A 14,383-nucleotide genomic window follows, 5' to 3' on the forward strand; every position below is an offset into this window, starting at 1 on the left:
GGGGCGGTGTGATGGAGCGCCTGGGTGTCCTCGACGCGTTCTTCCTCGAGACCGAAGATGCCGTCAACCACATGCACATCGGCGCCCTCTGCATCGTGGAGGGACCGCCGCCTGGCCCCGACGAGCTCGAGCGACTCGTCACCGCGAAGCTCCCCCTCGTGCCCCGCTACCGGCAGAAGGTCCGAACGGCACCGGCGAACATCGGCCGACCGGTCTGGATCGACGACACGCGCTTCGAGATCGCCTACCACATCCGCCACACGGCACTGCCCCCTCCGGGTGGTCACGACGAGCTCCGCAACCTGATGGGCCGCGTGATGTCCCAGCAGCTCGACCGCCGGCGGCCCCTGTGGGAGATGTGGGTCGTCGAGGGCCTCCCCGACGACCGGTGGGCCGTGATCACGAAGGTGCACCACTCGATCGTCGACGGGATCGCCGGCACGGAGCTCCTGGCGGCCATCTTCGACATCGAACTCGATGCGGACCCGCCCCCGCACGTCGAATGGACGCCCCGTCCCGAGCCGTCGTCGCTCGACCTCGCGATGCACTCCCTTCGCGGGATCCTGGCAGCACCCGTCGTACGGACCCGTGCAGCTCTCGCCACTCTCCACGATCCGGTCCCGACGATCCGGCGTCTCGCCGACACCGCACGCGGCCTCGGTCGGATGGGTGGAATGCTCCGCCCCCGACCGCCCTCGTCGCTCATGCGACCCATCGGACCGCACCGCCGGTACCACTGGGCAGGCGCGTCACTCGACGACGTGAAGACCGTGCGGCGAGAGCTGGGAGGGACTGTGAACGACGTCGTACTCGCGGTCGTGACCCACGGGTGGCGCGATCTCCTCACGGCCCGCGGTGAGTCCTGTGAGGGCCGCACCGTCCGCTCCGTCGTACCCGTGTCGCTGCGCGCGCCCGACGAGCACGGCCGACTCGACAACCGCGTATCGGTCATGTTCGCCGACCTGCCCGTCGGCATCGAAGATCCCGTGGAACGACTCACCGACCTCAGCACGCAGCTCGGCAATCTGAAGCGCTCGGGAGAGATCGAGGCGGTCGACTCGTTCCTGAGCGGCGGCGATGCCACACCTGCTCTCCCCCACGCACTGGCCAGCAGGGCACTCACGCACATGCAGCCGTTCGTCGAGACCATCACGACCAACGTGCCGGGCCCGCAGTTCCCGCTCTACGCAGCGGGCCGGAAGGTGCTCGAGCTCTTGCCGTTCGTCCCGATCGCGGGGAGAATGGAACTCACGGTCGCGATCCTCTCCTACATGGGGCAGCTCAGGTTCGCCGTCACAGGTGACTACGAGCACGCCGCCGACATCGACGTCCTCGCCGGCGGAATCGAGCGCGGCATGACGGAACTCCTGGAGGCCGCAGCCAGGAGTGGTGACGAAATCCTGTCGAAAGGATGATTCATGCAGAAGATCGTCGTGGGTGTCGACGGCTCGGACGAGTCACGTCGAGCGTTGGAATGGGCTGCTTCCGAAGCCCGGAACCACGCAGGCCGCCTCATCGTGATCACGGCCTGGGAGACCCCGGTCCTCGTGGACGGAAGTGGATTCTGGGAAGGCGCCGAGCATTCTGAGGAGTTCCGGATCGACGCAGAGAAGGTCGCCACGTCCATGGCACAGGATGTCTGTGACGGCTTGGAACACGACACCCGGGCCGTCGAAGGACCGGCGGCTCGGGTACTCGTCGATGAGGCCTCCGACGCCGACATGCTGGTGGTGGGTTCCCGGGGTCGCGGCGGGTTCTCGAGTCTCCTGCTGGGCTCTGTCAGCAGTCAGTGCGCCCACCACGCCCGCTGCCCCGTGGTGATCGTGCCCGACAGGCCGTGACGGCCCTGCGTCAGCAGATGCGGGGGAGCTGATCGCCTGCGAGCATCAGGAGGGGGCGTGTCGTCCCGAGCCCGGTGCGGAGATGAACGGACGCCGGCCCCGCCTCGATTCTGCCGATGACTGCTGCCCCCGTGCCGAGTGGATGAGCCGACGCTGCCGCCAGGACCGCGTCGACGTCGGCGGCAGCGACGGCCGCGACGCACACGCCCTCGTTGGCGACGTAGAGAGGATCCAGTCCGAGTGTGGCGCACGCGGCACGCACCGGCTCCAGGACAGGGACCGCGTCGTCGTCGACCTCGATGGTGACGTCCGCCACCGCAGCGAGCTCGTTCAGGACCGTGGCCACGCCACCGCGGGTCGCGTCCCGCAGGCAGCGGACGGACCCGGCTGTGAGCATTGCCTCGACCAGCCCGGTGAGCGGTGCCGTGTCGCTTCCGACATCTACGTCGAATCCGGTCCCCGCACGGCGCGACATGACAGCGACACCGTGGGTTCCCACCGGCCCCGAGACCAGGACGGTGTCGCCGGGCCGGATGTGCTGCGGGCCGATGCTCACACCCTCGGGAACCGAACCGATTCCCGAGGTGACGACGAAGATGCCGTCGGCACTCCCCCGCTCGACGACCTTCGTGTCGGCAGCGACGAGGCGAACGCCGGCGTCTTCGCAGGCCTCACCCATGGACTTCGCGATCCGACCGAGTCCGTCGATCGCGAAGCCCTCCTCCAGGATGAAGGCTGCCGAGAGGCACTCGGGGCGGGCGCCCACGACGGCGAGGTCGTTCACGGTCCCGTTGACAGCCAACGCGCCGATGTCGGAGCCGGGAAAGAACGGCGGCTGCACGACGAACCCGTCGGTCGTGAACGCCAGACGGTTCCCGCCGATCTCGACGACGGCGGCGTCGCCGAGTCGGGCGAGTTCGGGATCGCCGAGGGCAGGCTGGAACACGGTCCGGACGAGGTCGGCCGAGAGGCGGCCGCCACTGCCGTGACCGAGGAGCACGCGATCGCCCGGAGGAAGCGGTGCCGGGCATGCGAACGCCAGGGCTTCGGATCTGCCGGGAGTCTCGCCGGGTGAACGCGGTCGGCTCACGTGGCACCTGAGGCCGCGACCCGCCCGGCCAGTCGGTAGGCGGCGCACGCACCCTCGCTGGAGACCATCGGTGCCCCGAGCGGATGCTCCGGTGTGCACTCGAGACCGAACGCCGGGCACTCGTCGGGCCGAGCACGTCCCTGGAGGACGAGTCCCGCGATGCAGCGCTCCGACTCGACCACCGGGTCATCCCGTGCGGGGAAGCGTCGTCCGGCGTCGAAGGAGCAGTACGTCTCGCGTAGCCGTAGACCGGACTCGGGAAGAACACCGATGCCCCGCCAAGCCCGGTCGCAGGGCTCGAAGACCTCGTCGACGATCTCCTGTGCCGGCGGATTTCCGTTCGGACGCACCGCACGGACGTACTGGTTCTCGAGCTCGGCGCGACCGGTCTCGAGCTGCTCGACGGCCATGGCGACACCCTCGAGCAGGTCGACCGGCTCGAAGCCGGTGATCACGATCGGTACGTCGTAGCCGGTGGTGATGGGGGCGTACTCCCCCCACCCCATGACGGTGCACACGTGGCCCGGGGCGAGGAAGCCCTGAACGCGGTTGCCCGGTGCCGACAGGATCGCCACCATCGCCGGTGGCACGAGAACGTGAGCGACCAGCTCGGTGAAGTTGTCGAGACGCAGCTGCGCCGCGCGGTGGACCGCCATGGCATTGGCCGGTGCCGTGGTCTCGAAGCCGACGGCGAAGAAGACGACCGTGCGGTCCGGCTCGGCGCGGGCGATCTCGACCGCGTCGAGCGGTGAGTACACGACCCGGACATCCGCGCCGGCAGCACGCGCCCGCAGCAGATCGTCACGGGAACCGGGAACCCGGAGCATGTCACCGAACGAGCACAGCGTGACTCCCGGGCGACGGGCGAGCTCCAGCGCATGGTCGATGACCGAGAGCGGGGTCACACATACCGGGCAACCCGGTCCGTGAACCAGCTCCACGCTGTCGGACAGCAGTTCGTCGAGGCCCGTGCGGACGAGTGTGTGTGTCTGGCCGCCGCACACCTCCATGAGGACCCAGCGCCGTGTGGCCCGGGCACGGATTCGCTCGAGCAGGTGCCGGGCGATCTCGGTGTCGCGGTACTCGTCGAGGAACTTCATCGGAGCGCTCGGCCCGTTCCCGGGCCGAGCTCCTCGGAGAGGTCGTCCTCCGAGAGGAGGGCGAGGGTCCGGTGCGCCTCCTCCTCGTCGACGACACCGATGGCGAAGCCCACGTGGACGATGACGTACTCGCCGATCCCGACCTCGGGCGTGTAGGCAAGGCAGGCATCACGGCGAACGCCACCGAAATCCACGATCCCCATCGGCAATGCCTCGTCGTCGCGGCGCTCCACGACCCGTCCGGGAATTCCCAGGCACATGTCAGTGACCGCCTCTGTTCGACAGTCGGGCACGGGCCACGAGGGCCTGCCCGAGCGCCAGGCCGCCGTCACCGGGGGGTACGAGGCGCGGCCAGAAGACTTCGAAGCCGGCGTCGGTGAGTAGATCGGCGGTCCTGTCGAGCAGTAGGTCGTTTCCGAACACGCCACCACCGAGGCACACACGCCCGAGCCCCGAGTGTTCCCGCAGTTCGTGGCACACCGTCGCGACCACCCGCGCGAGCGAGCGGTGGAAACGCGCCGCTATCTCGGCCACGGGCCTGTCCGCGCAGCGCGCCGTCACGACCGCGTCGACGAGCGGTCGTGTGTCGACGCAGAGCCGACCCTCCTGCTCGCTGATGTCGACGGGATACTCCCCCTCGACATCGGGGTCGGCGGCCTGCTCGAGCACGATCGCGGCATGTCCCTCGTATGTCGGTGTCACGATGAGACCCAGCAGGACGGAGACAGCGTCGAAGAGCCGCCCGACCGATGTCGTGGGGGCTGTGCCCACACCCGAGGACACCTGCGCGACCACACGGTCGATGACCTCACCGTCGATGCAGTCCTCGAGGAGCGGTCGGGCTCGGGCAAGGCATTCCGCGTCGGCGGTGTGGGCGGCAGCCATGCGCACCGGCTCACGCACGGACAGGTCGCCCCCCGGTTGCGCTACGCACCGGAGGTGCCCCGCTCGCACGGCTTCGTGCGGATCTGCGAGGAGGAACTCCCCGCCCCACGAGCCGTCGTCGTCGCCGAGGCCGAACCCGTCGAAGGCCACGCCGATCACACGGCCTGGAAGCCGGTGTTCGGCCATGACCGCGGCGATGTGCGCGTGATGGTGCTGCACCGGGGCGGTCTCGAGATCCATCGCCTCAGCGAGACGAGTCGTCAGGAAGTCGGGGTGACGATCGTGCGCCACCGCCACGGGCTCGACCCCCAGCAAGCGACGGAGGCGTCCCAGCGCGTCGTGAAACGCCTCGACGGACAGATCGTCGTCGAGATCGCCGATGTGCGGCGACATGAAGGCCCGTCGCCCCGTGGCGACACAGAAACTCACCTGGAGGTGTGCACCGCACGCCAGCACATCCGGACCGTCTTCACGGAGATCGACCGGCTCTGGAGCGAAGCCGCGCGCGCGACGCAGGACCGCGAGACCACCGCGACGGACGGCCGTCACCGAGTCGTCGTAGCGGGCGACGATCGCCCGGTCGTGAACGAGGAACGAGTCGGCGATTCCTGCGAGGCGGGTTCGGGCCTCTTCGTTCCCGGTACAGATCGGTTCGTCTCCGCGGTTTCCGCTGGTCATCACCAGTGGACGGCCGACCGCGCGCACGAGGAGGTGGTGGAGCGGTGTGGCGGGAAGCATCACACCCAGGCGTCGCTGTCCGGGCGCGACGTCCGGGGCGAGGAACCCACGGTCGCGTGCCAGGACGACCGGCGCACGCCACGACGTGAGGAGATCGGACGTGGCATCGTCGAGGTAGACGATCTCCGATGCCGCGTCGCAATCGCGCACCATGACCGCGAAGGGCTTGTCGGGCCGGTTCTTGCGGACCCTCAGCGCTCCGACCGACGACGCGTTCGTCGCATCGCACGCCAGGTGGTATCCACCGAGTGCCTTCAGGGCGACGATCTCACCCGCGAGAAGCCTTTGTGCGGCTGTCTCGACCGGTTCGACCTCCATTGACCGACCGTCGCCGTCATGCAGGTCGAGGCGCGGTCCGCACGCCGGGCACGCCACCGGCTCGGCGTGGAAACGGCGGTCGGACGGATCGGTGTACTCACGCGTGCAGTCGCGACAGAGGGGAAACACCCTCATGCTCGTGCGTTCGCGGTCGTATGGCAGCTCGTCGATCACCGTGTAGCGGGGCCCGCAGTCGACACAGTTGGTGAAGGCGTAGCCGTACCGTCGGTCTTCCGGGTCGAGCAGTTCGGCGAGACAGGCGGGGCACGTGGCCAGATCGGGAGGAACGAGCACGGCGTCGGCTTCGCCCGAGCCCGAACCATCGCTGGAGCCCGACCTACCCGGGGACGCTGCCGACCTGTCGATGGTGAACGTGGCCGCGCCCGACGCCGGGCGCGCCGTGCGTCGAAGTCCCGTGATTTCCGCACGGGGGGGAGCCTCCGCCTCGAGCGCGTCGCAGAACCGATCGATGTCGGCCGGCGTCCCTTCGATGTCGATCTCGACCCTCCCCCCGACGTTGCGCACTGTGCCCGTGAGTCCGTGACGGTGGGCGAGGTGCCAGACGAACGGCCGGAACCCGACGCCCTGCACGACACCCGTGACCGTGACGCGGACGCCGACACGGGTCGTCGTACTGCCGGAGGGAGCCTGCACCGTCCTCACGGAAGGGCCGTCTCGAGATCACGTGTGATGGACGCCATGACATCGTCGAGAGCCCGTTCGACAGCGGGCGACAATCCCGGTCCTTCGCCGAAGTCGCCTCCCTCGACGCCGTAGAGGAGGAGTTTCCGCGGCATTCGACCGAGTGCGCGCGCGAGAGCGACGGCCTCGCCCGGGCCGGCGGCATGGCTGCTTCGCGCCCGCGGATCTTCCGGGATGTCGTGCTGCCGACCTGCTTCCGGATCGGGCCGGTCGGGATCGCCGGGCTCCAGGACGAGCCGGTGGATGGTTCCCGGTTCTGCGCCCGAGCGGACACCGTCCACGACAATGGCCAGTTCGGCACCGTCCCACGCGTCGATGACCCGCGTCGGCTCACCGTCGAGCGCGTACACCTCCACCGTCGCGCCGAGGCGTTCCTCGGCCAGATCGGCGGCGCGCAGTCCGACTCCGTCGTCGCGCCGGAAATCGTTGCCGACCCCGATGAGCCGAGCAGCCGTCATGTCTCGCCTCCACCCTCGGTGGCGCCCCGGGTCGTGCCCGAGCCGTCGTCCACCGTGAGATCGAGGAAATGGGTGGCGCACGAGATGCACGGGTCGTAGTTGCGGATGATCTGCTCGCTCCGGAGCTGAAGTGTGTCCTGGTCGAGACCCAGGTTGTCGTCGACGAAGTGCCACAGGTCGTGCTCGATGGTGGGTTGGTTCTGGGAGGTGGGCGGGATGATCCGGGCGTCGAGGATCGAGCCGTCGTCGGCCAGCTCGTAACGGTGGTACAGGAGACCTCGCGGGGCCTCCGTACAGGCGTGGCCGACAGCGGCGCGGGGCTCCACGGTCACGGCGGGCCGGTCGGGCGGTTCGTACCCGTCGAGAATGGTGAGCGCCTCCTCACAGGCGTGGAGGACCTCGACCGCGCGGACGACGATGCTTCGAAACGGGTTGCGGCATTCGGCGCCGAGGCCGGCCGACCGGGCCGCCTCCCGCGCGACGGGTGTCAAGTGATCCGAGCCGAGGCTGTAGCGGGCCAAGGGCCCGACGAGATACTCGGCCCGTTCGAGGAGGTGGGCGTGGAGGGCGGTGGAGTGCTCGACGTGCTCCTCCTCGATGTGATCGAGGAACGCGCGCTCGTCGACGTCGAGGCCCCGGTCGGAGCGGATCCTCCCATCGAGAACGGCGTATTCGTCGGTTCGCGTGAGAGCCACGTGCTCGTGGCCGTGGTCGAAATCGGGAAAGTCGAAACCTGCGACCCACTGCACGGTGGCGACGGCGTCGTCGCGAGCTCGGCGGAGCGTCTCGCTGAGGGGCCGGAGCTCCCGCTTCGTCGGAACGCGGTAGAACCCACCGACGCGGACATTCACCGGGTGTACGGCCCGCCCACCGACCTGCTCGATGACGGCATTCCCCGCCTTCTTGAGCCGCAGGCTCCGCTCGACCGCGGGCCGGTGGTCGGCTGCCATGTCGATGGCGCTGTCGTAACCCAGGAAGTCGGGGGCGTGGAGCATCGCGATGTGCAGCGTGTGGCTCTCGATCCACTCGCCGTAGTAGAGGAGCTTCCGGAGGTCGCGCAACGCGCCGTCGACAGTGGCACCACATGCGTCCTCGATGGCCCGCACACTGCTCATCTGGTAGGCCACAGGGCAGATTCCACAGATCCTGGCCGTGATGTCAGGGGGCTCGGTGTAGGCGCGCCCCCGGAGGAACGCCTCGAAGAACCGGGGCGGCTCGTAGATCTCCAGTTGAACGTCGCGCACCGAGCCGTCGACGATCTCGACGTACATCGCCCCCTCGCCCTCGACGCGGGCGAGGGCATCGACCTTCATCGTCCGGCTTGCGGGGGCCTTGTGAGTCATGACGTACCGGCATCGACGTCGGCGGCCGCCTCACGAAACGGCTCGGCGTAGGCGTTGAAGGTCCGGAAGGCTCTCACGACGTCGCGGTCGGGCATCCCGAGGTCGCGCAGGCGCTCGACGAGTGGTGAGGTGTTGACGGTATCGGCCGGCCCGAAGCATCCGTAGCACCCTCGATCGTACGTCGGGCAGAGCGCGCCGCACCCGGCGTGAGTGACCGGACCGAGACACGGTGTCCCGTGGGCGACCGTCACACACACGTTTCCACGCAGCTTGCACTCCACACACACACTGTGGGAGGAGACATTCGGCTTCCGGTTGTGGAGGAACGAGGAGATCACCTCGAGCAGCTGGCCCTTGTCGATCGGACACCCGCGGAGCTCGAAGTCGACGGGAACATGGTCGGAGATCGGCGTCGACGTCTCGAGCGTCGAGACGAACGCGGGTTGTGCGTACACGACCGCGGCGAACTCCCGCACGTCGTCGAAGTTTCGCAGTGCCTGGATACCTCCGGCTGTTGCACACGCGCCGATGGTCACGAGTCTGCGCGACGAACGTCGGACCTCACGGATCCTCTCCGCGTCGGCAGCAGTCGTGACCGAGCCTTCCACAAGGGACAGATCGTAGGGCCCTGCGACCGTGGCACGTGACGCCTCGAGGAAGTACGCGATGTCGACGGCCCCGGCGATGTCGAGCAGTTCGTCCTCGCAGTCCAGCAACGACAACTGGCAGCCGTCACACGAGGCGAACTTCCACACGGCGAGCGACGGGCGCGACGGAGTCACAGCTCACGCACCCTCATCAGGGACGACACGTCGTCATAGCCGAAAACCGGGCCGTCGCGGCAGACGAAGTTCGCTCCGAACTGGCAGTGGCCGCAGTGGCCGACGGCGCACTGCATGTTGCGTTCCAGCGACACACGCACGCGCTCGGGACTGACGCCCTGTGCGACAAGGGCGTCGGCAGTGAACCGGATCATCACCTCGGGCCCGCAGACGAGCGCGAACGTGTCGGAAAAGTCGACGTCCGCCCGGGGCACGAGACTCGGGACGACGCCGACATCGTCGCACCAACCGGGATCGGCGACATCGACGGTGATTCTCACGTCGAGGTCCGACCGGGACCGCCACTCTTCGATCTCGTGCTGGTACAGGAGATCGTTCGGACGGCGGGCGCCGATGAGGACGGCGACGCGACGGAAGCTGTCCCGCTCGGAGATCACCGCACGCACCGCGGGACGCACGGGCGCCAGACCGATGCCGCCCGCCACGATGATGACGTCGTGTCCGGTCGCCGAGTCGAGAGCCCAGTCGGTTCCGTACGGCCCGCGGACCCCGATCTCGTCCCCGGTCCCCGTTGCGCAGAGCGCCGCCGTGACCGCTCCCACCGCCCGGATCGTGAAGACGAGCCGGGCCGGACCATCCGTACCACTCACCGAAATCGGTACCTCACCGATTCCGGGGGCCCAGAGCATGTGGAACTGGCCGGGAACGGGCTGCGCCATCGCTCCGTCGGGAATGTCCACCGTGAGCGTCACCGTGTCGTCGAGGTCCCGTGACGACGACACGACCCGGCCCCGGTGGGGCGCCATCGTCGGTCCGGCGGGTGATACACGATCACGTGCCACGGTGACGGCCGTACAGGTCGAGGAGTTGGAGACGGGTGGCCTGGAGCCGACTGACCATCACGCGCGAGAAGCGCTGCATGAGCGCGTATCCGAGTCGGGGATCGTCGTCGCACTTCCCGCGCAGACACGCGCCGTCGAAGGCCACGGTGCGGGTGTCTTCGAGCGCGCGGGCGTCGTACGACCAGCGGTACGGCGGAAACAGCCATGACCAGCCGACGACATCACCCGGCCCGAGAGTGTCGATGATCAGCGCGCCCCCGTCGGGAACGTGCACCTCGAGGCCCACCCGCCCGGTCCTGATCAGGTAGAAGGTGTCGGCGTGCTCGCCTTCCTGCAGCAGCAGGCCACCGGCCGGGAACTGCACGTTCTTCGCGCAACCCGCGACAAGATCGAGATCCTCCGCCGCGAGGCCGTCGAAGACACCGGCCTCACCGATGAGATCGGCGATGAAGCGCACCGTCACGTCGAGTACCTCCGAGCGTCGGAGAGCGGGGCGGCACGAATGGCCGCCATCTCCTCGGTGATGTCGATTCCGACCGGGCACCACGTGATACACCGTCCGCAGCCCACGCAGCCGGATGAGCCGAACTGGTCGATCCAGGTTCCCAGCTTGTGCGTCATCCACTGGCGGTAGCGCGATCTCGTCGTGGAACGTACGGCGCCACCGTGGACGTACGAGAAGTCCATCGTGAAGCATGAGTCCCACCGACGTTCCCGCGTGGCCTCGGTTCCGGTGACGTCGGTCGAGTCCTCGACGGTGCTGCAGAAGCAGGTTGGGCACACGAGTGTGCAGTTGGTGCACGCGAGGCACCGCTGCGCTACGTCGTCCCACCGTGGGTGCTCGAGGTTGTCGGCGAGGACTTCCCTGATGCCATGGGTGTCGAGGGTGCGACCCATGACCGACGCCGCTGCCTCCACGACTGCATCGACGGCATCGTGGTCGGTCGGCTCCGCCGTCCGGCCGGACAGCTCGCTCAGTACGTCGCGTCCGGCATCCGATCCGGCTTCGATGACGAACTCGTGGCGTTCCCCGTCGAGGAGCTCCGTCAGCGCGAGGTCCTCGCCGCCCGATACCCGCGGGCCTGCGTCCATGGAGGTGCAGAAACATGTTCCGGCGGGTGTACCGCAGTTGACGGCGACGAGGAACGCCGACCCGCGACCCCGCCGGTAGGTCCGGTCGGGCTCATCACAGTCGAGGAAGACCCTGTCCTGAATCGCCATCGCGTGCAGCTCGCAGGCCCGCACCCCGAAGAAGGCGTGGGACCGATGGCCCGCGTCGGGCTCTTCGATGAGGCGGAAGACGCCGTCGCTGCGTTCCGCCCGCCAGAGGACCGTACGGGGCGGGAAGAGAAACCGCTTCCACGAGTGGGGCCCGACGGCGTAGCCGAACAGGGCGCCGTCGTCACGCGAGCGGAGGCGGTAGTGACCACCGTCCTGCTCGTCGGTCACCCCGGCGGGGAGGTCACGCACGGTGTCGATCTCGTCGTACACGATCGCCTCGCCCACCACCGTCGGCCCGACCACGCGCATCCCGCGCTCCTTCAGGACGCGCAGTAGATGATCGAGGCCGTCGACGTCGATGACGAGGCCGGGGACGTCCTCTCTGCCCACGACGCCACCATGCCACGTCCACCCGGGCAGGTCGACCGACGTCGACGCTGTCGGGTCACCGCAGGAGCGCCATCGTCTCGCCCGCCAGGCCCACCGTGTCGGGTGTGGCCGTACCCGGCATCAGGTTCACGATGTGGCCGTCGAGCCCTGCGTCGTTGAACACCTGGAGTCGTTCGGCGACGGTCTCCGGCGAGCCCGCGACGACCATGGCGTCGAAGGACTCCGCGCCGAACTGGTCACGCAGTGGTGCGGTGGCGGCCACGGCCCGGTCGTGCGTGGGGGCGAGCGCGAGCGTCCCGAGACGGGTCCGGGTCACCTCCGAGGGGTCCCGACCGACATCGGCGCAGTGCGCATCGAGCACGTCGAGCTTGTGCCGGACCTCATCGACGTCCCCGAAGAGGTTGCAGTAATCGGCGAAGCGCGCCACGAGCCGGAGTGTCTTCTTCTCACCTCCACCACCGATGAGGATCGGGGGACCGCCCTCGCGCACCGGGCCCGGCACGTTGAAGGCGTCGGTGATGCTGTGATGCCTGCCGTCGTAGGAGGGTGAGTCGTCGCCGAACATGCGTGTACAGATCTCGAGAGCGTCCTCGAGGCGCTCGAAGCGCTCACCGACCGCCGGGAACTCGTAGCCGTAGGCGGCGTGCTCCACATCGAACCACGCGGCGCCGATCCCGAGAACGGCACGGCCCGACGAGATCACGTCGAGGCTGGTGACCATCTTCGCCAGGAGTGCCGAGTTGCGGTAGGTGACTCCGGTCACGAGCGCGCCGAGGTCGACGGTGCTCGTACGGCCCGCGAGCGCGGCGAGTGTCGTGTAGGCCTCGAGGATCGGGTCGGTCGGTGAGCCGACGACCGGGATCTGGATGAAGTGGTCCATGACCCAGACCGAGTCGAAGCCGGCGTCCTCCGCCGCGGCGGCCAACTCCACCACGCGGTCGAACAGGTGGTCGCTCGGCGTGTCGGGGAACGTGAAGCTGGGGATCTGGAAACCTGCGTAGGCCATACGTCCCTCCTTGTGCGGACGGTCGGCACACTACGTGCTCCGCTCCGGTGGCCCACCGCGCCGACGCCCCCGGGATGGTGCAGGTGACAGGCTCAGGGCCCACCAACCGCACCATCCCGGCGGGCACCGCCTAGCCTGCGGCCATGAAGACGACCGACGGCACCGACACGAAGGCCGTCATCCTCTCTGTGGCGCTGCGGCGCTTCGCCGATCAGGGCTACGCCGGGACGAGCCTCAACGAGATCGCCGACGAGGTCGGGATCCGCCGGCCGAGTCTCCTGCACCACTTCCCCTCGAAGGAGGCGCTGTACCGGGCTGTCCTCCTCGACGAGTTCGCCGACTGGTTCGAGCTCGTCGAGGACGCCGTGCAGGTGCCGCGTGAGGGCTGGCCGCAGGTGGAGCGGGTGCTGCGCGCCGCCTTCGTCTTCTTCGAGGAGCACCCGGAGTTCGTGGTGCTCGCCCGGCGGGAGGCTATCGACGGCGGCCCGATCCTCCAGCAGGAGCTCGGTGCGGCCATCCGGCCGCTCTTCGACCGTGGCGCGGCGTTCCTCACCCACGAGATGGACGAAGGGCGGCTGGTCCGCTACGACGCGCGCCAGCTCCTCCTCACGGGGTACGGGGCGATCCTGTCGTACATGTCGGACGCGGCCCTGATCACGGGACTCATCGACGGTGACCCGATGTCCGACGAGATGCTGGCCGACCGCCGCGAGCACCTCATCGACTTCTTCCGGAACGCCGTCGCTCCGCAGACCCCCTGACCGGTCCGACGCGTCGTCGGCGCGGCTGCCGGCGACCCGCTCAGGAACCGTCACCGTCCGGGAGGATGACCCTCTTCACGAGATCGGCACCCTGGTTGCGGGCGTTGTTGACCCGCGTGCTCACGGGCCACTTCTCGAGCACGTCGTTGTTCGCCGGAACCAGGAGCTCCTGAAGGGACCCGGCGTCGCGGTTGTCGGGGTCGAGCCACTCGCCCCACGCGCTCTCGGGGAGGATCACGGGCATGCGGTCGTGAACCGGTGCCATCAGGTCGTTGGCGGTCGTGGTGACGATCGCCGCCGAGCGCACGGGCTCCGCGTCGTCGTCGGCCGGGTCGCGCCACGTCTCGCTCAATCCGGCGAAGGCGAGGGGCTCACCGTCGGCAGGGCTGAACAGCCACGGCTGCTTGGGCCTGTCGGGGACCCGCTCCCACTCGTAGAAGGCCGTGACGGGGATCAGGCAGCGGTGCTTCCGGAAGGCGTTGCGGTAGGCAGGTTTCTCGGCCACGGTCTCCGCCCGGGCGTTGATCATCCGGTCGCCGATCTTGAGCTCCTTCGCCCAGAAGGGCACGAGCCCCCACCGCAGCGTCTCGAGCGTGCGGGCTCCCTCTTCGCCGGTCACGGCGTAGATCTGCGCCCGCGGGGCCACGTTGTAGCGGGCACCGAGGTCGGGTAGGCCCCCCGAGTCGCGGGACGACCCGTCACCGGACCCGGTCCCGTCGACGAGCCCGTCGAGTCCGAAGCGCTCCACGAGGAGCTCGGGCGAGGCCACCGACACGAACCGTCCGCACATGGCGGCCATCGTACGGGAGGCCCCGTTGCGCGAGGTGGGCGGACTCCGGCCCCGGGCAATTCCTGACCCGACACTCGACCTTTTGCCCCGGGGCCGCCTAGGGTCGGTCGGTAGCA

General features: G+C 68.9%; 15 protein-coding genes. 3 read left to right on the forward strand and 12 right to left on the reverse strand.

Annotated elements, in window-relative coordinates; genetic code table 11:
• Window positions 1-11 precede the first annotated feature (11 nt).
• Complete coding sequence (locus R3A49_06370; protein MEZ5170353.1) at window positions 12-1,415, forward strand: wax ester/triacylglycerol synthase family O-acyltransferase; 1,404 nt, start codon at window positions 12-14, stop codon at window positions 1,413-1,415.
• A gap of 3 nt (window positions 1,416-1,418) precedes the next feature.
• Entirely contained in the window at window positions 1,419-1,841 is a 423-nt protein-coding gene (locus tag R3A49_06375; protein MEZ5170354.1) for a universal stress protein, read from the forward strand.
• 10 nt (window positions 1,842-1,851) lie between these two features.
• Here the strand turns inward: R3A49_06375 and hypE are convergent, their stop codons facing one another.
• From hypE to R3A49_06430, 11 genes are read right to left on the reverse strand one after another with little or no spacing between them, the layout of a single operon-like run.
• A complete protein-coding gene (gene hypE / locus R3A49_06380) occupies window positions 1,852-2,931 on the reverse strand; it encodes a hydrogenase expression/formation protein HypE (GenBank protein MEZ5170355.1) in 1,080 nt (359 codons plus the stop codon).
• On the reverse strand, window positions 2,928-4,031 hold the full coding sequence (gene hypD, locus R3A49_06385) for a hydrogenase formation protein HypD (GenBank protein MEZ5170356.1): 1,104 nt from the start codon (window positions 4,029-4,031) through the stop codon (window positions 2,928-2,930). The genes hypE and hypD overlap by 4 nt, the downstream gene beginning before the upstream one ends.
• Window positions 4,028-4,291: a HypC/HybG/HupF family hydrogenase formation chaperone gene (locus R3A49_06390; GenBank protein ID MEZ5170357.1), complete on the reverse strand. Its 264-nt coding sequence runs from the start codon at window positions 4,289-4,291 to the stop codon at window positions 4,028-4,030. Before R3A49_06390 ends, hypD begins: the two co-directional genes overlap by 4 nt.
• A gap of 1 nt (window position 4,292) precedes the next feature.
• Window positions 4,293-6,635: a carbamoyltransferase HypF gene (hypF, locus tag R3A49_06395; GenBank protein ID MEZ5170358.1), complete on the reverse strand. Its 2,343-nt coding sequence runs from the start codon at window positions 6,633-6,635 to the stop codon at window positions 4,293-4,295.
• Window positions 6,632-7,132, reverse strand: a complete 501-nt coding sequence (locus tag R3A49_06400) for a hydrogenase maturation protease (protein ID MEZ5170359.1) — start codon at window positions 7,130-7,132, stop codon at window positions 6,632-6,634. Before R3A49_06400 ends, hypF begins: the two co-directional genes overlap by 4 nt.
• Window positions 7,129-8,475, reverse strand: coding sequence for a Ni/Fe hydrogenase subunit alpha (locus R3A49_06405; GenBank protein MEZ5170360.1), 1,347 nt, complete (start codon window positions 8,473-8,475; stop codon window positions 7,129-7,131). The genes R3A49_06400 and R3A49_06405 overlap by 4 nt, the downstream gene beginning before the upstream one ends.
• Window positions 8,472-9,257, reverse strand: coding sequence for an oxidoreductase (locus tag R3A49_06410; protein ID MEZ5170361.1), 786 nt, complete (start codon window positions 9,255-9,257; stop codon window positions 8,472-8,474). The genes R3A49_06405 and R3A49_06410 overlap by 4 nt, the downstream gene beginning before the upstream one ends.
• Window positions 9,254-10,063 carry an FAD/NAD(P)-binding protein gene (locus tag R3A49_06415; GenBank protein MEZ5170362.1) on the reverse strand — a complete coding sequence of 270 codons (810 nt, stop codon included), beginning with the start codon at window positions 10,061-10,063 and terminating at the stop codon, window positions 9,254-9,256. Before R3A49_06415 ends, R3A49_06410 begins: the two co-directional genes overlap by 4 nt.
• Before the next feature lie 25 nt (window positions 10,064-10,088).
• A complete protein-coding gene (locus tag R3A49_06420) occupies window positions 10,089-10,562 on the reverse strand; it encodes a cyclic nucleotide-binding domain-containing protein (protein ID MEZ5170363.1) in 474 nt (157 codons plus the stop codon).
• Window positions 10,559-11,710 carry a 4Fe-4S dicluster domain-containing protein gene (locus tag R3A49_06425; protein ID MEZ5170364.1) on the reverse strand — a complete coding sequence of 384 codons (1,152 nt, stop codon included), beginning with the start codon at window positions 11,708-11,710 and terminating at the stop codon, window positions 10,559-10,561. The genes R3A49_06420 and R3A49_06425 overlap by 4 nt, the downstream gene beginning before the upstream one ends.
• A gap of 55 nt (window positions 11,711-11,765) precedes the next feature.
• Window positions 11,766-12,716 carry an LLM class F420-dependent oxidoreductase gene (locus R3A49_06430; GenBank protein MEZ5170365.1) on the reverse strand — a complete coding sequence of 317 codons (951 nt, stop codon included), beginning with the start codon at window positions 12,714-12,716 and terminating at the stop codon, window positions 11,766-11,768.
• A gap of 143 nt (window positions 12,717-12,859) precedes the next feature.
• Between R3A49_06430 and R3A49_06435 the strand changes: the two genes are divergently transcribed.
• Window positions 12,860-13,477 (forward strand): TetR family transcriptional regulator, encoded by a 618-nt coding sequence (locus R3A49_06435; GenBank protein MEZ5170366.1) that lies wholly within the window; start codon window positions 12,860-12,862, stop codon window positions 13,475-13,477.
• A gap of 40 nt (window positions 13,478-13,517) precedes the next feature.
• On the opposite strand, the gene R3A49_06440 is transcribed toward R3A49_06435, so the two are convergent.
• Window positions 13,518-14,267, reverse strand: coding sequence for an SOS response-associated peptidase (locus R3A49_06440; protein MEZ5170367.1), 750 nt, complete (start codon window positions 14,265-14,267; stop codon window positions 13,518-13,520).
• Window positions 14,268-14,383 lie beyond the last annotated feature (116 nt).

It is taken from the genome of Acidimicrobiia bacterium (genome assembly GCA_041394025.1).
Classification (GTDB): Bacteria; Actinomycetota; Acidimicrobiia; order IMCC26256; family JAOSJL01; genus JAOSJL01.

Bases quoted from the DNA above. Each gene is read 5' to 3' on its own strand.
- R3A49_06375 (MEZ5170354.1), top strand. From the start codon at position 1,419: ATGCAGAAGATCGTCGTGGGTGTCGACGGCTCGGACGAGTCACGTCGA.
- hypD (MEZ5170356.1), bottom strand. From the start codon at position 4,031: ATGAAGTTCCTCGACGAGTACCGCGACACCGAGATCGCCCGGCACCTG.
- R3A49_06435 (MEZ5170366.1), top strand. From the start codon at position 12,860: ATGAAGACGACCGACGGCACCGACACGAAGGCCGTCATCCTCTCTGTG.
- R3A49_06415 (MEZ5170362.1), bottom strand. From the start codon at position 10,063: ATGGCGCCCCACCGGGGCCGGGTCGTGTCGTCGTCACGGGACCTCGAC.
- R3A49_06400 (MEZ5170359.1), bottom strand. From the start codon at position 7,132: ATGACGGCTGCTCGGCTCATCGGGGTCGGCAACGATTTCCGGCGCGAC.
- R3A49_06370 (MEZ5170353.1), top strand. From the start codon at position 12: ATGGAGCGCCTGGGTGTCCTCGACGCGTTCTTCCTCGAGACCGAAGAT.
- R3A49_06430 (MEZ5170365.1), bottom strand. From the start codon at position 12,716: ATGGCCTACGCAGGTTTCCAGATCCCCAGCTTCACGTTCCCCGACACG.
- R3A49_06440 (MEZ5170367.1), bottom strand. From the start codon at position 14,267: ATGTGCGGACGGTTCGTGTCGGTGGCCTCGCCCGAGCTCCTCGTGGAG.
- R3A49_06405 (MEZ5170360.1), bottom strand. From the start codon at position 8,475: ATGACTCACAAGGCCCCCGCAAGCCGGACGATGAAGGTCGATGCCCTC.
- R3A49_06390 (MEZ5170357.1), bottom strand. From the start codon at position 4,291: ATGTGCCTGGGAATTCCCGGACGGGTCGTGGAGCGCCGCGACGACGAG.